This is a genomic window from Bradyrhizobium sp. CCBAU 45384 (assembly GCF_028128665.1).
GTDB classification, from domain to species: Bacteria; Pseudomonadota; Alphaproteobacteria; order Rhizobiales; family Xanthobacteraceae; genus Bradyrhizobium; species Bradyrhizobium manausense.
The window spans coordinates 490,844-515,313 of the sequence record NZ_LBIZ01000120.1 but is presented as its reverse complement, the minus strand read 5'-3'; the positions used below and the strand labels follow the sequence as shown (position 1 = coordinate 515,313).

Annotated in this window: 18 protein-coding genes, 1 tRNA gene and 1 pseudogene; 6 read left to right on the top strand and 14 right to left on the bottom strand. The window is 64.2% G+C overall.

What is annotated here, in order from left to right; genetic code table 11:
* Positions 1 to 184: 184 nt before the first annotated feature.
* Both XH80_RS42210 and XH80_RS42205 read left to right on the top strand, forming a co-directional pair.
* A complete protein-coding gene (locus tag XH80_RS42210) occupies positions 185 to 1,468 on the top strand; it encodes a glycerate kinase type-2 family protein (protein ID WP_271603725.1) in 1,284 nt (427 codons plus the stop codon).
* Between the two features lie 206 nt (positions 1,469 to 1,674).
* Positions 1,675 to 3,771 carry a sensor domain-containing protein gene (locus tag XH80_RS42205; RefSeq protein ID WP_271603724.1) on the top strand — a complete coding sequence of 699 codons (2,097 nt, stop codon included), beginning with the start codon at positions 1,675 to 1,677 and terminating at the stop codon, positions 3,769 to 3,771.
* 24 nt (positions 3,772 to 3,795) lie between these two features.
* Here the strand turns inward: XH80_RS42205 and XH80_RS42200 are convergent, their stop codons facing one another.
* From XH80_RS42200 to XH80_RS42165, 8 genes and pseudogenes are all read right to left on the bottom strand, one after another.
* A complete protein-coding gene (locus XH80_RS42200; RefSeq protein ID WP_271603723.1) occupies positions 3,796 to 4,320 on the bottom strand; it encodes an NADH-quinone oxidoreductase subunit B family protein in 525 nt (174 codons plus the stop codon).
* A gap of 3 nt (positions 4,321 to 4,323) precedes the next feature.
* A complete protein-coding gene (locus tag XH80_RS42195) occupies positions 4,324 to 5,844 on the bottom strand; it encodes a hydrogenase large subunit (protein WP_271603722.1) in 1,521 nt (506 codons plus the stop codon).
* Positions 5,845 to 5,846: 2 nt separating this feature from the next.
* Positions 5,847 to 7,286, bottom strand: a complete 1,440-nt coding sequence (locus XH80_RS42190; protein WP_057759531.1) for a hydrogenase 4 subunit F — start codon at positions 7,284 to 7,286, stop codon at positions 5,847 to 5,849.
* Positions 7,283 to 7,944, bottom strand: a pseudogene (locus XH80_RS42185) (hydrogenase-4 component E). Before XH80_RS42185 ends, XH80_RS42190 begins: the two are co-directional and overlap by 4 nt.
* Positions 7,945 to 7,947: 3 nt before the next feature.
* Positions 7,948 to 8,904, bottom strand: a complete 957-nt coding sequence (locus XH80_RS42180; protein ID WP_271603721.1) for a respiratory chain complex I subunit 1 family protein — start codon at positions 8,902 to 8,904, stop codon at positions 7,948 to 7,950.
* The gene (hyfB, locus tag XH80_RS42175) at positions 8,901 to 10,901 is read right to left on the bottom strand and encodes a hydrogenase 4 subunit B (RefSeq protein WP_271603720.1); all 2,001 of its coding nucleotides are present in this window, start codon (positions 10,899 to 10,901) and stop codon (positions 8,901 to 8,903) included. The genes XH80_RS42180 and hyfB overlap by 4 nt, the downstream gene beginning before the upstream one ends.
* Positions 10,902 to 10,941: 40 nt before the next feature.
* Complete coding sequence (locus XH80_RS42170) at positions 10,942 to 11,211, bottom strand: helix-turn-helix domain-containing protein (protein ID WP_220002265.1); 270 nt, start codon at positions 11,209 to 11,211, stop codon at positions 10,942 to 10,944.
* Positions 11,212 to 11,559: 348 nt separating this feature from the next.
* Positions 11,560 to 12,093, bottom strand: a complete 534-nt coding sequence (locus XH80_RS42165; protein ID WP_271603719.1) for a MarR family winged helix-turn-helix transcriptional regulator — start codon at positions 12,091 to 12,093, stop codon at positions 11,560 to 11,562.
* 177 nt (positions 12,094 to 12,270) lie between these two features.
* On the opposite strand from XH80_RS42165, the gene XH80_RS42160 reads away from it, so the two are divergent.
* The 3 genes from XH80_RS42160 to XH80_RS42150 are packed head-to-tail and all read left to right on the top strand — an operon-like array spanning position 12,271 to position 15,816.
* Positions 12,271 to 13,311 carry a branched-chain amino acid ABC transporter permease gene (locus tag XH80_RS42160; protein ID WP_271603718.1) on the top strand — a complete coding sequence of 347 codons (1,041 nt, stop codon included), beginning with the start codon at positions 12,271 to 12,273 and terminating at the stop codon, positions 13,309 to 13,311.
* 7 nt (positions 13,312 to 13,318) lie between these two features.
* Positions 13,319 to 15,088 carry a branched-chain amino acid ABC transporter ATP-binding protein/permease gene (locus tag XH80_RS42155; protein ID WP_271603717.1) on the top strand — a complete coding sequence of 590 codons (1,770 nt, stop codon included), beginning with the start codon at positions 13,319 to 13,321 and terminating at the stop codon, positions 15,086 to 15,088.
* On the top strand, positions 15,085 to 15,816 hold the full coding sequence (locus XH80_RS42150) for an ABC transporter ATP-binding protein (RefSeq protein WP_271603716.1): 732 nt from the start codon (positions 15,085 to 15,087) through the stop codon (positions 15,814 to 15,816). Before XH80_RS42155 ends, XH80_RS42150 begins: the two co-directional genes overlap by 4 nt.
* On the opposite strand, the gene XH80_RS42145 is transcribed toward XH80_RS42150, so the two are convergent.
* Entirely contained in the window at positions 15,817 to 16,359 is a 543-nt protein-coding gene (locus XH80_RS42145; RefSeq protein WP_271603715.1) for a disulfide bond formation protein B, read from the bottom strand.
* Positions 16,360 to 16,519: 160 nt separating this feature from the next.
* On the opposite strand from XH80_RS42145, the gene XH80_RS42140 reads away from it, so the two are divergent.
* Positions 16,520 to 16,604, top strand: a tRNA-Leu gene (locus tag XH80_RS42140).
* Positions 16,605 to 16,656: 52 nt separating this feature from the next.
* On the opposite strand, the gene XH80_RS42135 is transcribed toward XH80_RS42140, so the two are convergent.
* From XH80_RS42135 to XH80_RS42115, 5 genes are all read right to left on the bottom strand, one after another.
* Positions 16,657 to 17,820: a zinc-binding dehydrogenase gene (locus XH80_RS42135; protein WP_271603714.1), complete on the bottom strand. Its 1,164-nt coding sequence runs from the start codon at positions 17,818 to 17,820 to the stop codon at positions 16,657 to 16,659.
* 87 nt (positions 17,821 to 17,907) lie between these two features.
* Positions 17,908 to 18,936 (bottom strand): ABC transporter permease, encoded by a 1,029-nt coding sequence (locus tag XH80_RS42130; protein WP_271603713.1) that lies wholly within the window; start codon positions 18,934 to 18,936, stop codon positions 17,908 to 17,910.
* Positions 18,933 to 20,531 (bottom strand): sugar ABC transporter ATP-binding protein, encoded by a 1,599-nt coding sequence (locus tag XH80_RS42125; RefSeq protein WP_271603965.1) that lies wholly within the window; start codon positions 20,529 to 20,531, stop codon positions 18,933 to 18,935. The genes XH80_RS42130 and XH80_RS42125 overlap by 4 nt, the downstream gene beginning before the upstream one ends.
* 22 nt (positions 20,532 to 20,553) lie before the next feature.
* On the bottom strand, positions 20,554 to 21,549 hold the full coding sequence (locus XH80_RS42120) for a sugar ABC transporter substrate-binding protein (RefSeq protein ID WP_271603712.1): 996 nt from the start codon (positions 21,547 to 21,549) through the stop codon (positions 20,554 to 20,556).
* 181 nt (positions 21,550 to 21,730) lie between these two features.
* On the bottom strand, positions 21,731 to 24,391 hold the full coding sequence (locus XH80_RS42115; protein WP_271603711.1) for a flavin-containing monooxygenase: 2,661 nt from the start codon (positions 24,389 to 24,391) through the stop codon (positions 21,731 to 21,733).
* Between the last annotated feature and the right edge of the window lie 79 nt (positions 24,392 to 24,470).

Genomic DNA, 24,470 nt, shown 5'->3' with positions numbered 1-24,470 from the left:
TAGCAAGGCCCCTGCGAGACCATCGCAGGGGCCTTTTGTTATGTGCCGTTTGTGATTACGCGATTGCACAATCGAATGATGGTAAAGGCTGCTTACCCTTTCGCGGCCGATGCGCTAGGCAGGGGCATGGCGACGTCCTCGCCACAGCTTTAGTCTGCTCAAGAGTTAGCCGAAAGCCATCGTCATGACCGACCGACGTCCCCTGCTCCGCGCGCTCTATGATGCCGCGGTGGCCGCCGCCCATCCGAACACGATCCTGGCGCCTCACTTGCGTCCCGCACCGAAGGGGCGCGTGATCTGCCTCGCCGCCGGCAAAGGCGCCGCCGCGATGGCTGCGGCCGCGGAGCGGCACTATCTCGACACGCTGGGGCTCGCGCCGGAACGCCTCGTCGGCATCGCCACCACGCGCCACGGCTACGGCGTGCCAACGCGCCGGATCCGCGTGGTCGAGGCCGGCCATCCCGTGCCCGACGAGGCCGGCCTGAAAGGCGCCGCCGACACGCTCGCGCTGGCGAGCGAGGCCGGCCCCGACGATCTTCTGCTGGTGCTGCTCACCGGCGGCGGATCGGCGAACTGGATCGCGCCGGTGGACGGGATCAGCTTTGCGCAGAAGCAGGCGGTCAACAAGGCGCTGCTGCGCTCGGGCGCGCCGATCGGCGAGATGAATGTCGTGCGCAAGCATCTGTCGCGCATCAAGGGCGGACGTCTCGCACGCGCCGGCCAGAACGCCGCGGCAATCGTGACTCTCGCGATCTCCGACGTGCCGCATGACGACCCTTCCGCGATCGCCTCCGGTCCGACCGTGCCTGACACGACCACGCTGGCCGACGCGCGTGCGATCGTCGCGAAGTACAAGCTCGCCATCGACGATGCCGTCGCGCGCGCGCTCGACAATCCCGCCAACGAAAGCGCCAAGCCCGGTGATGCGGCCTTCGCACGCGCCTCGTTCGAGCTGATCGCACGTCCCAGGCAATCGCTGGACGCCGCGGTGAAACTTGCGAAGGAGGCCGGCTACGAGACCATCGATCTCGGCGCCGATCTCGAAGGCGAGGCCCGCGAGGTCGCGGCCGATCACGCCCGGCTTGCGCTCCAGGCCCGCGCGCAAGGCAAGCGTGTCGCCATCCTCTCCGGCGGCGAGCTCACGGTGACCGTGCGCGGCCAGGGGCGCGGCGGCCCCAACCAGGAGTACGCGCTGGCGCTGGCCTCGCTGTTGAAGGACACGCCTGACATCGCGGCGCTTGCCGGCGACACCGACGGCGCCGACGGCGGCGCCGGCCATCCCACCGATCCCGCCGGCGCGCTGATCGATGCGGCGACGTTCGCCAAGATGAAGGCGCAAGGGCTTCAGCCGCAGGCCTATCTGGACAACAACGACGCCACGACCTTCTTCGAAGCGACGGGCGACCTGCTGCAGCCGGGACCGACGTTGACCAATGTGAACGACATCAGGGTGATCCTGGTCGACTGACACCGCGACGGCCGAAACCATCTGATCCCGCGGATCGCCATGGTTAAGGATCTCTGACTCCGCGCCGTACTGCGCCACGCCGGTCACCGGAATCGCTGTCCTTAACCTCGCGTTCGCCGCAGTTTGAGGAACCTGCTGCTTATTTGGGCAAATCGTTGGGCTCGTTCACCACCGCCTGCTCTAATGCGCGCTCGGGGGCAACGCGCATGACTGAGAGTGACAGGCAGGTGGAAGGCATCGATCCGCTCGTGCTCGGCGAGCTGCTGGCGTGCGCCACCAGCAATCTGTGGCTTGGAATCATCCTCTTCAGTAGCGACCGCAAGGTGATTTTCTGCAATCCGCGCTACCGCGAGATGTACGCCCTGTCACCCGAACAGGTTCGTCCGGGCACGCCGATCAAGGACCTGATCGAGCATCGGCTCAAGCTGGGCCTCAACATTCGCGGCGAAGCCGGCGCCTATGTCCGCGCCCGCACCGAAGGTTCGATCGCCAGCGAGCGGACCGTCCAGCAATTCGACGACGGCCGGATCATCGCCTACACCATCCACCCCCTGCCCGGCGGCGGCGGCATGGCGACCCACGAGGACATCACCGAGCGCGAGGAGCTCAGCGCGCGGCTGCAGGAACGCAATTTCCAGTTCGACATCGCCATCAACAACATGTCGCACGGGCTCTGCTTCTTCGACGCCGACCATCGGTTGCGGGTCTGCAATGCGCGCTATATCGACATGTACGGCCTGCCGCCCGATCGCGTCGGTCCCGGCACACCGCTGGCGGAGATCCTCGAGATGCGTTTCGAGGCCGGCAGCGTGCCGGCGATGACGCGCGAGGAATACGCCAGCTGGCGGACCGGTGTCGCCACGTCGGCCGAGGCCACCGACAGCATCGTCGAGCTGCGGAACGGACGCACCTTCAAGATCAGGCACCGTCCGATGCCGGATCTCGGCTGGGTCGCAACCCACGAAGACATCACCGAGCAAAGGAAGGCGGAGCTGCAGATCGCGCATATGGCGCATCATGACGCGCTGACGGACCTCGCCAACCGTGCGCTGCTCGGCCAGCGGCTCAGGCAGACGATCGAACAGGGCGGCCTGTTCGCGGTGCATCACATCGATCTCGACAAGTTCAAGGCGGTCAACGACACGCTCGGTCACCAGGCCGGCGACATCCTGCTCCAGGCGGTCAGCCGCCGCCTGCGGCGGCTGGCACGGGAGAGCGACACGATCGCGCGCATGGGCGGCGATGAATTCGTGATCCTGCAGACGCCGATTTCAGGCCAAGGCGACGCAGAGGTGCTGGCGCGCGAGGTGGTCGGCGCGTTGAGCGCACCGTTCGAGCTCGACGAACATCAGGCCATTGCCGGCGCGAGCGTCGGCATCGCCGTTGCGCCGCGCGACGGCACGACGCCCGAGCAACTCCTGCACAATGCCGACGTCGCGCTGTACCGGGCGAAAAGCAACGGTCGCGGCATGCACCGCTTCTTCGAGCCGGCCATGGACGAAGAGGCGCAGAACCGTCGCGCGCTGGAGCTCGATCTGCGCAAGGGCCTTGCTGCCGGCGAGTTCGAGCTGCACTACCAGCCGATCGTGAAAGCCAGCGACCGCGAGATCAGCGGGTTCGAAGCCCTGATCCGCTGGCGGCATCCGCGGCGCGGACTGGTCGCACCCGGCGACTTCATCCCGCTCGCGGAGGAGATCGGCTTGATCATGCCGATCGGGGAGTGGGTGATCCGGCAGGCCTGCGCCACCGCGAGCCGGTGGCCGAACCATCTGCACGTCGCCGTCAACATCTCGGCCGTGCAATTCCGCCAGCCGGGCCTGACCGAGGTGATCGTCAGCGCGCTGGCGGCCACCGGGCTTGATCCGGGACGACTCGAGATCGAGATCACGGAAAGCGTGCTGATCCAGGACCGCGATGGCGCGCTCGCGACGCTGCGCCAGCTCCGCGCGCTGGGTGTCAGGATCGCCATGGACGATTTCGGCACCGGCTATTCGTCGCTGACCTATTTGCAATGCTTCCCGTTCGACAAGATCAAGATCGACAGGTCCTTCGTCGGCGGCGTCGGCAACGATGCGGGATCGCTCAGCATCGTGCGGGCGGTGGCGGCACTGGCGCAGGGCATGGGCATGACCACCACGGCAGAGGGCGTGGAGACCGACGAACAGCGCGAGCGGATTTCGGCGGAGGGCTGCAACGAGATGCAGGGCTATCTGTTCAGCCCGCCTTTGCCCGCCGCGGAGATCGAGCGCCGTTTCCTCGCCGCTGACAGGCCCGCCATGCCAGACCGGATCGCCGCGGCGTAGCGGGCGCTCGCCCCGCCGTGGGCCTTACCGCTTGGCGCTGACGTGCTCGAGCAGCGCGAGCAGGCCCTTCAACAGGTCCGTCGGCGACGGCGGGCAGCCCTTGATGTGCAGATCCACCGGAACGGTCTCGGATACGCCGCCGACGCAGGCGTAGCTGCCTCTGAAAATGCCGCCGTCGATCGCGCAGCCGCCGACCGCGACGACCCACTTCGGATCGGGCGTCGCGTTGTAGGTCCGCTCCAGTGCCTGTCGCATGTTCTTGGTCACGGGACCCGTCACCAGCAGCACGTCGGCATGGCGTGGCGAGGCGACGAAGCGCAGGCCGAAACGTTCGACGTCGTAGAAGGCGTTGGACAGCGCGTGGATCTCCAATTCGCAGCCGTTGCAGGACCCGGCATCGACCTCGCGAATGGCAAGAGAACGCCCAAGCCTGGCCTGGGCGGCGCGATCGACTTTCGCGGCGAGCTCGGCCAACGCCGAAGCGTCCGGCGCCGGCGCGGGCTCCGTCAGCGAACCATGGGTGAGGCTTTCGAGCAGGGTCTTGCGCATGGCTTAGAGGTCCGCGCCCGAATAGGAACAGTTGAACGACTTGTTGCAGAGCGGGAAGTCGGCGATGATGTTGCCCTCGATCGCGGTTTCCAGCAGCGGCCACTGGAACCACGACGCATCGCGCAGGTGGCAGCGTTCGACGCGTAACTCGCCATCGAGCCGCAGCCACGCCAGGACGTCGCCGCGGAATGCTTCCGTCAGCGCCAGACCTTCGCATCCGCCGCGCCCCGCCGGCGGTGCGGTCCTGATCTCGCCCGGCTCCATCAAGTCCAGGATCTGCGCGATCAATTCGACGCTCTGCTCGACCTCGCGGATTCGGATCCAGACCCGCGCGTTGACGTCGCCCATATCCAGCACCGGCACCTCGAACGACAGATGATCGTAGGGCGCGTAGGCAAGTGTGCGGCGTGCATCGAAATCGCGGCCCGAGGCCCGGCCGACATAGCCCCCGGCGCCGAACTGCCGCACATAGTCCGCCTTCACGATGCCCGTGGTGACGGTGCGGTCCTGCAAGGACGCGGTGTTGTCGTAAAGCTCGATCAGGCGCGGGAAGACCTTGTTGATTTCCGCAAGCAGCATTCGCAGCGCCGGGAGACCGTCCGGCGCGATATCGCGCGCCACGCCACCGGGCACGACGACGTCCATCATCAGGCGATGGCCGAACGCAATATCCGCAGCGCGCAGGGTCCGCTCCCGCAGGATACCGGTCTGCGCATGCATCAGCGCGAACGACGCATCGTTGCAGATCGCGCCAATGTCGCCGAAATGATTGGCGAGACGCTCCAGTTCCGCCATCAGCGCCCGCAAATAATTCGCCCGCCGCGGCACCTGGATATCGAGCGCCGCTTCCGCTGCGCGTGCAAAAGCGAAGGCGTAGGCTACCGCGCTGTCGCCGGAGGTACGGTTGGCGAGCTTTGCCGCGGCCTCGAGGTCAGCGCCCTGCATCAAGGACTCGATGCCCTTGTGGGTGTAGCCGAGCCACTGCTCCAGCCGCACCACGTGCTCGCCATTGGCGGTGAAGCGGAAATGGCCGGGCTCGATGATCCCGGCATGGACGGGGCCGACCGCGACCTGGTGCAACGCCTCGCCCTCGGCCGGAAGGAACTGGTATGGCTGCGCGTCGCGCGATGCGTTGCGGCCGGAGAGCGGATAAGACCGGCCCCAGGCATCGTGATCGAGCCATGGCCGCAAATCCGGTCGCAGATCGTCAGCGGCGTCTGGAACAAGCCCGAACAGATCATGGATGGTCCGTTCCAGCCGAAGCGCAGGCGGATGACGGCTGGCGACGCTTGGAAACGTGCCGGCCGGACACGCGTAGGTGACGACCGCGATCTCGGCCGAGCTGCCATCGAGCATTGCCATATGCACTGCGGTCGGCTCGCCCCAGAAGCCGAGCAGTGTGAGGCCTCCCTCGACCAGCCGATCGATCGCCGCCTGCCAGCCCGCCTCCGTCACGACCGCACGTGGCCAGGGCCGGTGCGACGGCACCGCATGAACATGGGGGATGCTGTCGAGGATGCCCATCGCTACCCCAGGAGCTTTGCGACGTTCTGGAAGCCGGCGACCAGCCCCGGCGGCAGATAGATGCCGGCCATCAGCACCAGCGCAAGATGCGTGAACATTGGTACATAGGACGCCTCCGCCGGCGCGGTAGGTCCCTTGGGTTCGCCGAACATCACGGCGCCGATGCGCAGCAACAGGCCGCCGAGCGCGATGATGATGCCGAGCACCAGGATGACCGTCAGCCAGGGCGCGTGCGAGAAGGCCGAGCTCACCACCAGGAACTCGCTCATGAAGATGCCGAGCGGCGGCAACCCGACGATGGCGACGACGCCGAGCATCAAGCCCCAGCCGAGCACGGGATTGGTCACCGTAAGTCCGCCGATGTCGGCGATCTTCTGCGTGCCCTTGACCTGCGCGATATGGCCGACGGCGAAGAAGATCGCCGACTTGGTCAGCGAATGCATGGTCATGTGGAGCAGGCCGGCAAAATTCGCCAGCGGCCCGCCCATGCCGAAGGCGAAGACGATGATGCCCATGTGCTCGATCGAGGAGTAGGCGAACATGCGCTTGATGTCGCGGCGGCGGTAGAGCATCAGCGACGCGAAGATCACCGAGATCAGGCCCATCGTCACCATCAGCGGCCCCGGCGCGATGGCGGCGAGATTGACCGCGAGCATCATCTTGAAGCGCAGCAGAGCGTAGAGCGCGACGTTGAGCAGGAGGCCGGAGAGCACCGCCGAGATCGGCGTCGGGCCTTCCGCATGGGCGTCGGGCAGCCAGGCGTGCAGCGGCGCGAGGCCGACCTTGGTGCCGTAGCCGAGCAGCAGGAAGACGAAGGCGACGTTGAGCAGCGCCGGATCGAACTGTGCGGCGTGCTTCACCAGCACCGACCACACCATGCCGTCGAGCCCCTCGCCGACCACCGGGCGCGCCGCCATATAGACCAGGATGGTCCCGAACAGCGCCAGCGCGATGCCGACGCTGCCGAGGATGAAATATTTCCAGGCCGCTTCCAGCGCCTCGTGGGTGCGGTAGATGCCGACCATCAGCACGGTCGTCAGCGTCGCCACTTCAACCGCGACCCACATCAGGCCGATATTGTTGGCGATGAGCGCGAGGTTCATCGCGAACATCAGCGTCTGATACATCGCGTGATAGAAGCGCAGGAACGCCGGCGTCAGGCGCCCGGTCTCGATCTCGTGCTGGATATAGCTCGCGCTGAATACCGACGTGGTGAAGCTGACGAAGGTGGTCAACACGATGAAGACCTTGTTGAGATCGTCCACCAGCAGATACTGCCCCGACACCGGCTCGACCACGAACAGCGAAAGCGAAGTCAGGAAGGTCGCGAGTGCCGCCACCACGTTCAGCTTCGCCGTTTGCCGATAGCCCGGCAAGATCGCCAGCAGCGCCGCCGAGACGGCCGGGATCACGAGGATGGCGCTGAGGACGTCAATGCTCATCGCCGCTCCCCGCGAAATCGATCGAGTGCCTGCACGTCCACGCTGTCAAAGCGCTCGCGGATGCGGAACAGGAAGATACCGATCACGATGAAGGCGATCAGCACCGAGAAGGCGACGCTGATCTCGACCACCAGCGGCATGCCCTTTGCGCCGGTCGCCGCCAGCACCAGCCCGTTCTCCAGCACATGAAGCCGACGACCTGGCTGACGGCGTTGCGCCGCGTCACCATGACCAGGAGCCCCAGCAGCACCACCGACAGCGCGAAGGCAAGGTCCTCGCGCGCGAGCGCGTCGGCGCCCGGCGTCACCCGCAGCATCACCACCATCGACAGCGCGACGAGGCCGATGCCGGCCATCATGGTGAGCCCGATCCCGATCACGTTCTCGATCTCGCGGTGGATGCCGAGCCGCTTGATGATCCGGTGCAGCGCCACCGGAATGATGATGGCCTTGAACACCAGCGCGATCAGCGCCGTGAGATAAAGATGCGGCGCTTGCTGCACATAGGCCTGCCACGCCACCGACAGCGCCAGCACGCCGGCATGCAGCGCGTAGACGTTGAGCAACGCATAGAGCCGGTCCTGGTAGAGCATCATGAAGCTCGCCAGCACGAGGGAGCCGGCGAGCAGGTGGGCGATGTCGAATTGCAGGCTGCTCATCTGTCAGAGGCTCCCCGACACGAAGCGCAACAGGGTGGCGAGCAATGCCAGCATCAGCGCCGCGCCCAGAAACTCGGGAATCCGGAACACGCGCATCTTGGCGATTGCGGTTTCGAACAATGCGAGCAGGAAACCAAGGACCGTCAGCTTGCCGAGATAGAGCAGCGCACCGAAGACGAACCTGCCAACGCTCGCGTCCGCAGTCGCCATTCCCCATGGCAGGAACACGCAGGCGATCAGCGATACGTAGAGAAGGAGCTTGAGCTGCGACGACAGATCGACCAGCGCGAGATGTCGCCCCGAATATTCCAGCACCATGGCCTCGTGCACCATGGTGAGCTCGAGATGAGTGGCGGGGTTGTCGACGGGGATCCGGGCATTTTCCGCCAGCGCCACGATGGTCAATGCCACGAATGCCATGCCCAGCGACACGCGCAGGCCGACAGCGTCCGAGCCCATGAACTCGGCCACGTTGGCGAGCTGAGTGGAGCCGGCGATCATCGCAACCGAAAACACCGTGATCAGCATCGCGGGCTCGGCGAGGGAGGCGATCATGACCTCGCGGCTGGAGCCGATGCCGCCGAAGGCGGTGCCGACATCCATGCCGGCGAGCGCCTGGAAGAAACGGGCGCTGCCGAGCAGCGCGATGATGGCGATGAGGTCGGCGGTCCAGGAGAACAGCAGCCCGTTGCCGAAGGTCGGCACCAGCGAGGCCGCGACCCAGGTTCCCGCGAACATCAGATAGGGAATGACGCGGAACAGCCAGGATGCATTGTCCGCGAGCACGACGTCCTTGCGCATCAGGCGAATGAGATCGCGATAGGGCTGCAGCAGTGGCGGCCCGCGCCGGCGCAGCAGCCGCGCCTTCACCTTGCGCACGAACCCGGTCAGCAGCGGCGCCAGTCCCAGCACCAGCAACATCTGGGCGCCCTGGGAGAGGATGTCGCGCAGTGCATTCATAGCGCCACCACCAACAGCAGCACGATCAGCGCCACGAAGACCAGCGTCAGGTAGCGGCGGATGGTGAGAAACTGGAGGATATTGATGCGGTCCGTCGCAAAGGAGACGACCTTAGCGATCGGCGCGTACAGCGCATCCCAAATCAAATCGCGCAGCTCGACCTGGAGCCGCGCGGGGCGCGGCGAGGACGGCGGCGGCATCTCGCCGATCTCGCGCGCGGCGAAGATGACGCTGCCGAACACGCGGCGGATCGGCTGCGAGAAGCTGGAGGCCGAGTACTGGATCGCCGGGTTCGGATCGGGATAGCCGCAATCCCAGGCCGGTGCGCGGCGCAGGCGATCGGAGGCGAGACGGTGAATGGCCGTCGCCGCCGCCGTGCCGCAGAGTGCCGCGAACACGAACACCAGAAGGCCGTTATAGGAGCTTCGGCTTTCCGCGATCGGCACGATGGTGAGCCACTGCAATCCGACCTGATGCGGCATGACGTTGCCGACCATGGCCTTGCTCACCGGAGCCAGCGCATCGATGAGCAGCCCGGGCAGGATGCCGGCAATGAGGCAGAGGGCGGCGAGCAGCAGCATCGCGGTCAGCGAGAAGCGGTCGGTCTCATGCGCCGACGCCGCGACATCCGAACGCGGCCGGCCGAGAAAGCTGATGCCATAAAGCTTGACGAAGCAGGCCGCGGCAAAGGCGGCCGCGAGCGCCAGCAGACCGCCGACCGCCGGAATCACCAGCTTGAGGCCCCAGGAGGGCAGTTGCGGCGAGAGCAAAATCGCCTGGAAGGTCAGCCATTCCGAAACGAAGCCGTTGAACGGCGGCAGCGCCGAGATGGCGACGCAGCCGATCAGCACCGCGAACGCCGTTTTCGGCATGCGATGGATCAGCCCGCCGAGCTTCTCCATGTCGCGCTCGCCGGTTGCTCCCAGCACCGCGCCGGCGCCGAAGAACAACAGGCTCTTGAACAGTGCATGATTGAAGACGTGCAGCATCGCCGCCGTGAAGGCGAGCGCCGCCACCCAGTCGAGCCCTTGCGCCTTGAAAGCCAGCGCCAGCCCGAGGCCGGTGAAGATGATGCCGATGTTCTCGATCGTCGAATAGGCGAGCACGCGCTTGATATCGCGCTGCATCAGCGCATAGAGCACGCCCAGCGTCGCCGTCGGACCGCCGACCAGCAGCACCACCATGCTCCACCACCACACCGGTTCGGGCAGGAGGTCGAACACGATGCGCACGAAGCCGTAGACGGCGACCTTGGTCATGACGCCGCTCATGAGGCCGGAGACATGGCTGGGTGCAGCGGGATGGGCGAGCGGCAGCCAGGCGTGCAGCGGCACCAGGCCGGCCTTGGAGCCGGCGCCCAGCAGCACGAGGATCACCACCATGCCGGTCAGCGCAGCGGAAGGATGAGAAGCCCGGATCGCATCGAAATCGTAGCCGGCGCCGCTCGCGAGCAGGCCGAAGGCGAGCAGCAGCGCCAGCGTGCCGAAACTCGCCATCAGAAGATAGACGTAGCCGGCGCGGACATTCTCGGCTTCGCGATGATGCGACACCACCAGCGCCCAGGAGGTCAGCGACATGAATTCCCAGGCGACCAGGAAGCTGAAGGCATCGTTCGCCAGCACGACGACGTTCATCGCTGCGAGATAGGCAGGATAGAACGGCAGCACGCGGCCGGGGGAATCCTCGTGCTTGGAGTAACCGAGTGCGAACAGGCTCGCAGCGGCGCCGCCCAGATTGACGACGACGAGGAAGAAGGCAGACAACGCGTCGAGCCGGACATGGGCACCGAGCCAGGGCAGTCCGATCGGCAGCGTCGCGCTCAACACCGGATGGCCGGGATCGAGCAAATGGAGGAGCGCGGTGGCGCAGAGCGTCGCCGTGATGACGAGGCAGGCGCCATAGAGCACGACCGAGCCGCGCGGACGCATCGACAGCCCGATTGCAGCCGGCGTCAGCGCCAGCAGAACCGCCACTGACCATAGCGCCACCGCGATCATGGCCGCTCCCGGATCATGATCTGCGCGCGCGTCGTCATCGCTATTGGCTGCCCGCGCTCGGAGGTGGGGACTTCAGCCGCACGCCGCGCCCTCCGGCGCTCGACGCCGCACCATCGGCGATCAGCTCGATGCCCGCCACCGACAGGGCCTCGACCAGCTTCATCAGGGAATCGACATTGCCGCGGATCACTCCTTCGGAGGCCTCCATGCGCTGGATCGTCGGCAGCGACAGCGAGCTGCGCTGCGCAAGTTCGCGCTGGTCGATCCCGAGCAAGGCTCGGGCGGCTCGAAGCTGCGCGGCGGTGATCACGGGCAGGATCTCCGTGGCAATGAGGGTGATTGATTTGCCAAGCTTAAGGTATACAAAGTGATGTTTCAAGCATCATTTTGTATTTGCAGCGCATCAATCCGACGACGTCCTCGGAGCTCACGCCCTGCGGGCGCCTGTTGCACACTGATCGATGCTGCGACCTTCGCGACTATGAAGGCGATCTGCTGCAGCCCGACCCGACGCTGACGAGCGTGGATGATAATCAGGGTAATTTTGGTGGATTGGGGTCGCACCTCTCCCGTCATTCCGGGGCACGCGCAAGCGTGAACCCGGAATCTCGAGATTCCGGGTTCGATGCTTCGCATCGCCCCGGAATGACGAAATCGCTCAAAACTCGTTCGCGATCTTCGAGAGCATCGCGAGCAGGGCTTCGCGGTTGGCTTGCCCGAGCAGCTCGTTCAGCCGCGACTCGTGCTTGGTGGCGACGAGCTTCTTGGCGCGGGTCAGCACGGCCTTGCCCTTGTCGGTCAAGACCAGGATGTGCGAGCGGCGGTCGTTGGTGGAGCGGATCCGGGCGCAGAGGTCGCGGCTCTCGAGATTGTCGAGCAGCGCGACGAAGTTCGGCCGGAGGATGCCGAGGGTGGAGGCGATCTCGGTCTGGTTACGGCCCGGATTCTTCTCGACCAGCAGCAGCACCGAGAACTGCGCCGGCGTCAGCTGGAGCGAGGCCATGCAGCGCAGGAAGTTCTCGAATACCTTGAGCTGCGCCCGCTTCAGCACGTAGCCGAGCTGCTCGGAGAGCTCGCCGAGCTGGAGGGCTTCGGCAAGACCCTGGCTTTGCCCCTCCGGCGCCTCCTTGCGGCCCTTGGTCGCCTCCGACGCCTTTTCGGCGGACTTTTCAGCGGTTTTGGAAACGGTCATCGCCTCGTGCTCGTAATCCCGTTAAATTCGGGACGGGTCGTCCCCCACCCTTGAAGTTATATTTGATAATTGTTATGGATCATATCAAATATCGTCAGCGTATTTCAATGGCTGTGTGAGGACCATCCACCGCAATTGCGGAGATCGGTCCTCGATCTTGAGGGGGAGCGTCCGGTCTTGAACACCACTATCATGCTGTTCCTGCTGCAGGACGGCATCACCAATGGCGCGATCTATGCGCTGCTCGGCCTGGCGCTGGTGCTGGTGTTCGCCGTCACCCGCGTCATTCTCATTCCCCAGGGCGAGTTCGTCACCTATGGCGCGCTGACCTATGCCTCGCTGGCTTCGGGCCAGATGCCGGGCACCGCCAAGCTGGCGCTGGCGATGGGCATCACGGCCTGCGCCTTCGACCTGTTCGTGGCCCGCAAGACGCTGCATGGCCGGCTGATCCTGCGCAGCGTCCTCGCCAATGTGGTGCTGCCGGCCATCGTGCTGGCACTGACGATCAGCCTGGCGGCGCAGAAGCCGCCGGTCGCGGTCTGCATCGCGCTGTCGCTGGTGATCGTCGCGATGATCGGCCTCTATCTCTACCGCATCGCCTTCCAGCCGCTGGCACACACCTCTGTGCTGGTGCTGCTGATCGCATCCGTGGGCGTCCACCTCGCGCTCCAGGGATTGGGCCTGCTGTTCTTCGGCGCCGAGGGCCAGCGTGGACCGGCGGTGCTGTCAGGCGCCTTCACCGCGGGCGCGCTGCGCTTCACCGGCCAGAGCCTCACGGTCTACGGCATCACCATCGCCTTCATCGTCGGTCTCTGGCTGTTCTTCGGGCTCACGCTCTACGGCAAGGCGCTGCGCGCCACCGCCGTCAACCGCCTGGGGGCGCGGCTCGCCGGCATCCGCACCACGCTGTCGGGGCAGATCGCTTTCCTGCTGGCCTCCGTCATCGGTGCGCTCTCGGGCATCATGATCGTGCCGATCACGACGCTCTATTATGACAGCGGCTTCCTGATCGGCCTGAAGGGCTTTGTCGCCGCGATCATCGGCGGCCTCGTCAGCTATCCGCTGACGGCGGTCGCGGCCCTGTTCGTCGGCATCGTCGAGGCGTTCTCGTCCTTCTATGCCTCCAACTACAAGGAGGTGATCGTGTTCATGCTCCTGATCCCGGTGCTGCTGCTGCGCTCGCTCGCCGCGCCCGCGGTCGAGGAAGAGAAGGACTGAGGCCAAGATGCAGAGCCGGCTTCCCATCCTCGTTTTCGCCATTGTCATGGCGGCGATTCCGTTCATCCCGGGCATGCCACCGTTCTGGATCGTGCTGCTCGACAATATCGGCCTTGCCGCGCTGGTCGCGATGGGCCTCGTGCTGCTCACCGGCGTCGGCGGCCTGACCTCTTTTGGTCAAGCAGCATTTGTCGGCTTCGGCGCCTACACCACGGCGCTGCTGACGACGGCGTACGGCCTCTCGCCCTGGCTGACCTTGCCGCTGTCGCTGCTGGTCAGCGGCCTGCTGGCGGTGCTGCTCGGCCTCGTCACGGTCCGCCTCTCCGGCCACTATCTGCCGCTCGGCACGCTGGCCTGGGGCCTCGGCCTGTTCTACCTGTTCAGCAAGCTGGAATTCCTCGGGCGCAACGACGGCATCTCGGCGATCCCGCCGCTGTCGATCGGCTCATTCAAGATGCTCTCGCCGGGCTCGATCTATTTTGCGATCTGGGTCGCGGTGATCCTCTCGGCGCTGCTGACGATGAACCTCCTGGACTCGCGCACCGGCCGCGCCATCCGCGCGCTTCGCCGCGGCCATGTCGCGGCCGAAGCTTTTGGCGTGCACACGCCGCGGGCCAAGCTCCTGGTCTTCATCCACGCCGCCGTGCTCGCGGGCCTGTCCGGCTGGCTCTACGCGCATCTGCAGCGCGCGGTGAACCCGACGCCGTTCGGGGCGCAGGCCGGCATCGAATATCTCTTCATCGCGGTGGTCGGCGGCGCCGGCTATGTCTGGGGCGGCGTGCTGGGCGCGGCGATCGTCGTGATCCTGAAAGAGGTGCTGCAGAGCTATCTGCCGCTGATCCTGCCCGGCTCCGGCCAGGTCGAGACCATCGTGTTCGGCATCATGCTGGTGGCGCTGCTCCAGCTTGCCCCCGGCGGCGTCTGGCCCTGGCTGATGTCGTTCCTGCCCGAACGCGCCGGCGGCAAGAGGCCCGATACCTCGCTGAAACTGGAGCAGCGCAGCCGCGCGCCAGGCGAAGCGGGCGTCCTGCTCCAGGTCGAAAAAGCGCGAAAACAGTTCGGCGGCGTGGTCGCGGTCAACAACGTTTCCTTCGACGTCCAGGCCCGCGAGATCGTCGCGCTGATCGGACCCAACGGCGCGGGCAAGAGCACCACCTTCAACCTGATCACCGGCGTGCTGTCGGCGACATCGGGCTCGATCTCGGTGCTCGGCAGGAAGGTCGATCGCGCGCCGCCGCAGGAGATCGTCAAGCTCGGCATCAGCAGGACGTTTCAGCACGTCAAGCTGGTGCCCGATATGACCGTGCTGGAGAACGTTGCCATCGGCGCGCATCTGCGCGGCCATTCGGGACCGCTCGCTTCGATGCTGCGGCTCGACCGCGCCGATGAAGCAAAGCTGCTGGCGGAAGCCGCCCGCCAGATCGAGCGTGTTGGGCTTGCCGAGCAGATGCACCAGCTCGCAGGCTCGCTGTCGCTGGGACAGCAGCGTATCGTCGAGATCGCCCGTGCGCTGTGCGTCGACCCGATGCTGCTGCTGCTCGACGAGCCGGCCGCGGGCCTTCGCCACATGGAGAAGCAGCAGCTCGCCAAGCTGCTGCGCGAGTTGCGCGACGGCGGCATGTCCGTCCTCTTGGTCGAGCACGACATGGGTTTTGTGATGAACCTGGCCGACCGCATCGTGGTGCTCGACTTCGGCACCAAGATCGCCGAAGGCACGCCCGCCACGATCAAGACCAATCCCGAAGTGATCAAGGCCTATCTCGGAGTGGCGGCATGAGCGCGCTGTTGTCAGTCACCGACGCGCATGTCGCCTACGGCAAGGTCGAAGCCGTGCGCTCGGTCTCGCTTCAAGTCGGCACGAACGAGATCGTCACCATCGTCGGCGCCAACGGCGCCGGCAAGACCACGCTGCTGTCGGCGATCATGGGCATCCTGCCGCTGAAGGGCCGCGTCGCGTTTGCAGGGCAGGACCTCGCCCGGCTCGACATCGAGGATCGCGTCGCGATGGGCCTCGGCCTCGTGCCTGAACATCGCGAATTGTTCGTTACCATGAATGTCGAGGACAATCTCGAGCTTGGCGCCTTCCGCATCGAGAAGAGCCGGGCCAAGGCCTCGATCGAGCGGATCTACACGCTGTTTCCACGCCTGAAGGAGCGCCGCAAGCAGCTCGCCGGCACCTTGTCCGGCGGCGAGCAGCAGATGCTGGCGATGGGGCGCGCGTTGATGGGCGAGCCGAAACTGCTGATGCTGGATGAGCCGAGCCTTGGCCTTGCGCCGATCATCGTCGCCGACATTTTCCGCATCGTCACCGAGCTCAGGGCCAGCGGCGTCTCCGTGCTGCTGGTCGAGCAGAACGCGCAGGCCGCGCTCAAGATCGCCGACCATGCCTATGTGATGGAGCTCGGCGAGTTCGTGCTGAGCGGCAAAGCCAGCGACGTTGCGGCAAACGAGCGGGTGGCGGCGAGCTATCTCGGCTTCCAGCACGAAGGCGCGAGCGTGCTGTAGTTACGCGCGCGATGCCGTCCGTACGAATCCCCAGGCGGCGATCGCGGCCATCAGCAGCGAGATCAGCACATTGTAGCCGGCGAGCGAGAGGCCGAGGAAGCGCCACTGCACCTCGTCGCAGCGCACCACCTTGACGGTGTCGAGCCGAGACAACAGATCGCCGGCACTGCCGAGATTGACGACCGGGCCGGAGCAATCGGTCGGGCCCTTCCAGAACCCCCATTCGACGCCGGAATGGTAGGTGCCGAGGCCGGCATTGGCGAGCGTTGCCAGCACGAGAATCGCGAGCCCCGCCAGCAGCAGCGGCCGCGGCGCCCCGCTCCGTGCCGCAAGCGCCGTGAGCGCCCCGAGCGGGATCGCGAGATAATAGGCATAGCGCTGCTCGAGGCAGAGCGGACAGGGCAGGATTTCCAGAACCAGCTGGAAGAACCAGGCCCCCGCGATCGTTACCGCCGCGATCAGGGTGACGGCCAGCGAGGCGGTCAGCGCGGGGCCGCCGACTGCGGGGCGAAACGCTGATATTGCTTCACTCTGGGTCGTCACGGCGGCCTCTCCAGATGGGGGTTTGGTTTTAAGCCTCTAACCCCGGCCCATCCCCCTGTCGAGAACGGCTGACATCACTTTGGCGCGGGTTGACCCCGCCTTTCCCATGGCTATAGTCCGCCGGCTTCGCGACGCCCTCCTCCGGAGGGGCCGACCGAGGGCCCCTGTGGCGGAACTGGTAGACGCGCTCGACTCAAAATCGAGTTCCGCAAGGAGTGCTGGTTCGATTCCGGCCAGGGGCACCAAGTAAAAAGTAGTGATAACAATAGCTTATATCGCCGCCGACTTGACTTTGCTTTAGTTCACCGGCGTCGTGGCCATACTGCTCGGATCGATCAGAATCTTGGCGTGCTTCTCCGGGTCGCGAAGCGCCGCGAAGGCGTTGTCGACTCCAGCGAGGCCAACCCGTCCGGTCACGATCGGCGAGCAGTCGATCCTTCCTTCGGCAATCATGTGGAGCGCGTCGCGGAATTCCAACGGCGAATAAGCGAACACAAAACGAAGCTCGATCTCCTTGTTGCTTGCCATCGCAGGTTCGATCTTGTCGGTCTGCATGCAAACGCCGGCAACCACGACTCGGGAGAAAAATGGGGCACCGTCAAGGATGCTCGCGAGCACGCCGGGCGCACCCACACACTCGAAAATCACAGGCCGCTTGGGCGCAAGACCCGCCTTCTCGGCGATCCGCCACGCATGGTGCCACGGTAGCGGGAGCTTGCCGAGCTTTTGCCGCGTTCCGACTGAGACATCAAGGAGCTCGGGAATCGTGCCAATAAATTCATGATCTTTCCAGTTGCGGTACGGCGACTCCTTGGCCGGGTCGACGATGACATTTGCCCCGCAGCGCCGTGCGAGTTCCCGACGCCCAGCCGAGTAGTCGCTCGCGATGATGGTTTGTACATCCAGCGCCTTCAGGACACAGATCACGGCGAGACCGACCGGCCCGCAACCGATGACAACAGCAACATCTCGCTTGGTCACCTCACCGCGTCTCACCGCGTGCCAGGCAACAGCGATCGGCTCGGTGAGTGCCGCGAGGTCATCCGGCAATCCATTCGGAATCGGCATCATCATCAATTCATCAACCAGCACCCTTTCAGCAAAGGCGCCGGGTGCGCCGCGAGAAAGCCCGATCCCATCGATTTCTGCCCCACGGCGAATAACCGGCACAACGGAAACGCGCGTTCCTGGTCTAATTGGCTTCTTCGACCCCGGACCATAATCGAGCACCTCACCGCAGAATTCGTGCCCGAATACCAGTTCCTCCTCGGCGCGCGGGAAGCCTGTGTAGCCAAGCTGAGCGTACAGCTTGCCAAGATGGTCGCAGTGATCGCGAATGTGCAAATCGGAGCCGCAGATCCCACACCGGGAGACCTTGAGCACGCATTGCCCCTCGGACGGGACGATTTCAGGCCGATCAACGACCCTCAGTTCGGCATTGGAGCAGACGACGGCTTTCATCTTGATTCCTCGATTGGGGAGCAGCAGTGAGCCGTGACTCCGCCGCCGAATTCAGATCTTGGTGGTCGACGATCGGGAGGTGCTCGACTAGTTGGTGCGGCTCGAGATGACACCCGCCCCGAACATTGCTCCGAGCAGCAGGCCTCCTTGCACGATGTACTGCCAGTACGTCTCAACCCCGAGGACCGAAAGCCCGTTGCTGATCACACCGATGATCAAGACGCCGACCAGGGTTCCCAGGACGTGAAATTGCCCGGGCCTCAGCGTCGAGGCCCCGATGAACGAAGCAGCAAAAGCATTGAGCAGATAGGCGTCGCCCACACCAGTCGGCCGTCCTGCGGCGAGATTTGCGGCAGCAATCATGCCTCCAATGCCCGCACATACACCGGAGATGCCGAGGGCGAGAAGTGCGTAGCGCTTTGTGGCGATCCCTGAGAGCTTTGCGGCTTCCGCACTTCCTCCGATCGCATAGAGATTGCGGCCGATCTGCGTGTGCTCCAGCAGCACCCAGAGGAACGCAACGATGACCACCATGATCAGGACCGGGTTCGGAACGCCGAAGGTGCTTTGCTGGCCCAACGCCAGGAAACTGTCCGGGATGCCTCCAACGATCGTCCTGGTCTGAGAATATCCAAGAATGACGCCGGTCAGGATAGATCCCATCGCCAATGTCGCAATAAACGCCGATACGCCGAGATAACTTACGATTGCACCGTTGACGATCCCAACCAGCCCGCAGAGACCAATCACGATCATGATCGTCAGCCAGACATAGGGTTGGTCCGCCTGCATCACGAGCAGCGAGCAGATCATATAGTTGCCGAGCGTCGCCACGGCCGAGATCGACAAATCGTACAATCCCATGATGAGGCAAACCGTGAGCCCAACGGAAACAATCAGCAGGATTGAGGCCTGACTTAGGATGCTCAAGAGGTTGAATTCGGTCGCGAAGACGTCAGGGCGGGCGAAACTGAACACGGCAAACAGCACGACGAGCGCGATAATCGTTCCATACCGAGAAACCTCTGCCTTCCAGTCACGGACTCGCTTCGTCCTTCGGGAAGTTTCGGCCCTATCGAGCTGCTCTATTCCAAGCTGCGTTGCTTCATCACTCATCCGATTCTTCCTTCCCGATCGGTGATGCTCTGTCGAGGAATGGGGCCGGCGCCGTCGTCGCCCAACGCCAAATGCAGGATATTGGTCTCGGAGATCGATGATCCCGCGAGTTCTCCGGCTATCCGCCCTCTGTAGAAGACCAGGACCCGATCGCAAACACGCGCGAACTCATCGAATTCCGTCGAGGTGAAGAGAACCGTGGCGCCCGTATCGGCCATTTTTCGCAGCAGCTTGTAGATTTCGGCCTTCGCGCCGATATCGACTGCCGCCGTGGGAGAATTGAGCAAATACAGCTTGGCATCGGTTGCGATCCAGCGTGCGATGATACACTTCTGCTGGTTGCCTCCGCTCAATGAGCGGATCGATGCATCGAGCCCCGGCATCTTCACTTGCAGACGCGATGCGAGGTTTGCCGCGAGGTGTCGCTCGCGACGCCTGCTGATCAGCCGCGAGAGCGGATCCGTAACAAGGCGATCGAGCGACGCCAACGAAATGTTGGCCTGTACGTTGAAATTCGGGATCAATGCCTCGTTGTGCCGATCCTTTGGCACGAAGGCCAGGCCGGAGCGCACGGCCTCGCGCGGCGAGGATAGAGGCATGCGCGCGCCATCCACCATCACAGCGTCGGCCGAACCTTTCGTCCTCCCATACAGCACGTCCAAGGTTTCTTCGGCGCCGCTATCGGGCAGCCCTGCCAATCCAACAATCTCACCGGACGCCGCGGTGAAGCTGCACTCCGCGATATTGTGGGTTTTCAGATTGCGCACGTCGAGCCGCGCCGCTGCATGAGCACGGCGGCGCCCTGGAACAACGTGCGGAGAAACAACCTCTTCATTCTTGCCGAGAATAGCTGCGATCACGGCCGGTTTGCTCAGCTCGCTTCGTTGGACGCACGACCAGGCAACCCTGCCGTCACGCAATACGGTTGCCGCATCGGCGACCTCGAATACTTCGCTCATGCGGTGGCTTACGAAAATGAATGAATGCCCCTCATTGGCCAGTCTGCGCATCTGGACGAACAGAACTTCGACCTCCGTCGGAGTGAGTGCCGCTGTCGGCTCGTCGAGGATGACGACCTGCGCGTTGGTCGATAATGCTTTCGCTATGGAAACCATGGCGGCTTCGTCGGCTCTGAGGTTGCAAACCGGCGCCGACGCGTCGATATGAACTCCGACCCGCGCCAGCAGCGCTTCGGCACTTCGGCGGACGGATTTCCAGTCGACCAGCACCCTCCCCCTTCGCGGTAGCGCTTGGCCGAGGAACAGATTTTCCTGAACTGACAATGACGGAATGAGGTTTCCTTGCTGGTGCACGACCTCAATCCCGGCCAATCTCGCGTGCTGGGGAGAGATAATGTTGGCTGGCTTCCCACCAAGCAAGATATCGCCAGCTGTCGCTGGATATACGCCCGAGAGAATCTTGATGAGCGTGGACTTGCCAGCGCCGTTTTGACCAACGAGCGCGTGAATTTCTCCCGCGCGCAGGGACAGCGAGACACCATCGAGGGCCCGTTGGCCGTCGAAATCCTTGGTGATCCGGTGGGCCCGCAGCACTTCAGCGGGCTCGCTATGTTCTCTCCAAGTTGAGACGTGCATATTCACGGCCGCTCCCTGGGTGTCATTTGCTCCTCCGGATCTCGGTGGTAAACGGAGTGCATGACTTGTAGTCAGGCTCGGCCCCGGCTGGAGGAACATTCTCTTTCGTGACGAGGCAGGAGCGCATCATCAATGACCGATAAGACGGCGGGCTTCCGTCGACGGTGTCGGCAATCGCCTGCATCGAGGACTCAACAGTCTCCTTGGTGCCGACCCCAACGAGCATGCCGAGGGAGGAGCCCTTGCGGAGCAGATCTAATCCGTCCGGTGTCGCATCATAGCTATAGACCTTGACCTGGTCCTTCATGCCGGTCTGCTCGATGGCGCGAAGGGCGCCAGGTACCAGCTCCATCCATCCCATGACGACCGCCTTCACGTCCTTGTTTGCCCGCAGGGCGGCAAGAAGCTTGTTGTAGGAGTCCTCCAGATAGCCCTGGCCCTGAAGCTCGAGCTCGGTAATCGCGATGTTCTTGTCATCCGCCATCGTCGCCCTCAGGCCGCGTTCGCGCTCTCGCAGGATGGGGAGTACATTCCAGTTGACGAGCACCACACGTCCCTTGAGGTCGATTGCACTTCTCACCTCGTTGCCGATCAGCGCTCCTTGAACGACCCCGCTGGGGCCAATGTCAGCCGTTATGCCTGGCACGTCGCCCGAGGCTATCGAAATGAAGGGGATGTGCGCGGTGTTGGCCGCCTTGATGACGGCGCCGAGCTGGTTGTTGTCCGACACCACATTCAGGATGGCATCGAATCCACGATTGACGAAGTTCAGGCCTGCATTGCTGGTGGCGATCGGATCGCCTTTTCCGTCAATCAGCTCGCACGTCCATCCCCGGACCTTGCAATCATCCAAGGCGATGTTCGCCAGAACATGCGGAACGGCCGAGACGTGGTTATACGAGATCAGGCCGACCTTGAGGTTGTCCTTCGAAGATTTGGCTTGCGCCGCCGTCACGGCAATGCAGGCCATCACAGCGGCGGAAAGAGAAAGGCCGAGCACGGAATATCGAGCGCGCATGGGTCAGTTTCCTCTGGCGTGTTATTTTCAGGTTCCTGCCGGTACTGTCCCGGGAATTGGCTTCGATGAATATTGCGCCAAACGACAAGTTCTTGTTTCTTGGCGCCACTCGTCCTGGGCGCGGAGCGCCTCCTGGGCGAGGCGGTCCGTCGTTGTCGATCGCGATAGCGGTCGCGCGCCGCTATTCAGCAGCCGCGGCTGCTCTGTGCGGGACAAAGGCATCTCGTCCTGCGCTCATGGAAACTCCAGCGAAGCGGCGGAGCGCTTCCGCCATCTGCACTCGGCCACTGACCCCCGTAACCACCACGTCGACCATGGTGAACGAGCCGTGGAAATGGCCTCGCGCCTGAATTTGCTCGACCGGAACGAAAGCGGCAGCGAGCGCTTCCGCATAAGCGATGCCTTCGTCCCGCAGCGGATCGAACTCGCAGGTCACGACACAGGCTGGCGGCAGACCTGCGAGCTCGCCGCGCAGCGGCGAAGCGCGAGGATCTTTACGATCCGCAGGCGAGCAATAGATGTCCCAGAACCAGTGCATCAGTGAACGGGTCAGGAAGTAGCCTGTCGCATTGTCGACGTAGGATGGGCGGTCGAAGATGCAATCGACTGCAGGACACAGCAGCAGCTGGCCGGCGATCTGCGGGCCGCCACGATCGCGCGCCAGCTGGCAGGTAACAGCCGCGATGTTGCCGCCGGCACTCCAACCGGCGACGAGAACCGCCCCGGCATTGCCACCGAGTTCGGTGGCGTGCTCGGCGATCCAACGGGTCGCCGCATATCCGTCCTCCACCGCCACCGGGAAGCGATGCTCAGGTGCATGCCGGTAGCCGACGCTGATGAAGATCATGTCGGAACGGCGGCACATGTCGCGGCAGAACGGATCGTCCGATTTCTCGTCGCCCAGCACCCAACCGCCACCATGGAAATAGACGACGATCGAATGAGGTCCCGGGCTTGCCGGCCGGTAGAGCCGGTATCGCAGCGGGCCGTCGGTACCAGGCAATGTGCCGTCGATCACCTCACCGACCGGCCGTCCCGGGGGACGGCCCTTGTTAAATTCGGTCAGAAAGCCGCGCGCGCCCTCGGCACCCATCGACTCGAGCGGCGGCAGGTTCATGTCCGCCAAGCCGTTCAACACCAGCCGCACATCCGGCTGCAGACGCACGATTTCGCCGTCGTTGCACTGCACCGCGCCATTGGAGCCTGTGAGCCTGAAGCCCAGCATGCCGCGGTTGACGACCTCGTCGCAGATCCCGCGATAGGCACCTACGCCGCCGGCATACATCATGATGCCCTGCGGCTTACCGGGAACGTTGGCGCCCGTGTACCAGGTGTTGGCGAGCCGATGCAGGGTGAGCATCGAGCAGTCGGCGACGTGGCGCCCCCAAGCCTGCTGCGCGGTTTCGGTCGCCTCGATGGTGCTGAAGCCGCCTTCGCGTGCGGCTACCATCCGATCGATCACCCAGTCGACGTGCTGCTCGATCGACACGACCACATTCGAGAGTGCCGCCGGACTGCAGGGGCCGGTGATCATGAAGAAATTGGGAAATCCTGCCACCGCCAATCCGAGATAGGTCTGCGGACCGCGGGCCCAGACCTCTGAGAGGGATTTGCCGCCGCGACCCGCAATCGGGTGCACCGCCAGGAGGGCGCCCGTGATGGCGTCGAAGCCGGTGGCAAACACGATGACGTCGAGGTCGAACGTGCGCTTATCGGTAACAAGTCCGGAAGCGGTGATCGACGTGAGCGGCTCCTGCCGCAGGTCGACCAGGGTGACGTTGGGCCTGTTAAAGGTGGCGTAGTAGTTGGTCTCGAGACACGGGCGCTTGGCGCCGAAAGGATGGTCGTGGGGCATAAGCGCCGCGGCCGTCTCGGGATCGTTCACAATGCCGGCGATCTTCTCCCGGATGAGCTCGCACACCAGCTCATTGCCGTCGACGTCCCCGACTTGATCCGACCAGAGCTGCGTCCCCCAATAGATCAGGTCGCCGAGTTCCCACGCCTTCTCGAATCGTGCGCGGCGCTCGGCATCCGTCAGCTGCCAGCTGACCAACGTTTGCTGTGGGTAAGGCACGCCGGCAAGCGACCAGCGCGCCTGTTCCCGGTAACCGGCACGATCGCCTTCCAGCATGGCGAGACGTTCAGCCGGCACCGGACCGTTGCGGGCTGGTAGTGCGAAGTTCGGCGTGCGCTGAAAAACAGTCAGATGTGCAGCCTGTTCGGCGATCTTCGGAATCACCTGGATACCCGACGATCCGGTGCCGATCACCCCCACGCGCTTGCCGGCGAACCTGACTTCGTGATGCGGCCAGCGGCCGGTGAAACAGATCTCTCCCTTGAAGTCCTCAACGCCGTCGATTTCAGGTGGCTTTGGCGTGGAGAGGTTTCCGGCAGCCATGATGTAGTACCGGCAGGACACCGTGGAGCCCTTGTCGGTGGTCAGCAGCCAGCGTTCCTCGCTCTCGTCCCACTTCGCTGCCACGACCTTGCTGGCAAAGCGAATGTCGCGGCGCAAATCGTAGCGATCGGCTACAAATCCAAGATAGCGGAGGATTTCGGGCTGGGTGGCATATTTTTCCGACCACTTCCACGCCTTCTCAAGCTCCGGATCGAACGTGTAGCTGTAATCGATGCTCTGGATATCGCAGCGCGCGCCCGGATATCGATTCCAGTACCAGGTCCCGCCGACATCCTCGGCTTCCTCGAGAACTGCGCTGGAGAAGCCGGCGTTGCGCAGCCGGTACAGGAGATAGAGACCGGAAAACCCCGCGCCGACCACAACGACGTCAAAGATTTCCGTCGATAGGGGTGCTTTTTTCGAGGTTGATTTCAACTCAGGCATTTCAACCTTCCTCCCAACGGCCTGCGCGCGTGACTTCACGAGCCGGCGCGTTCAAGACCATGATTGCCTGACAGTGATG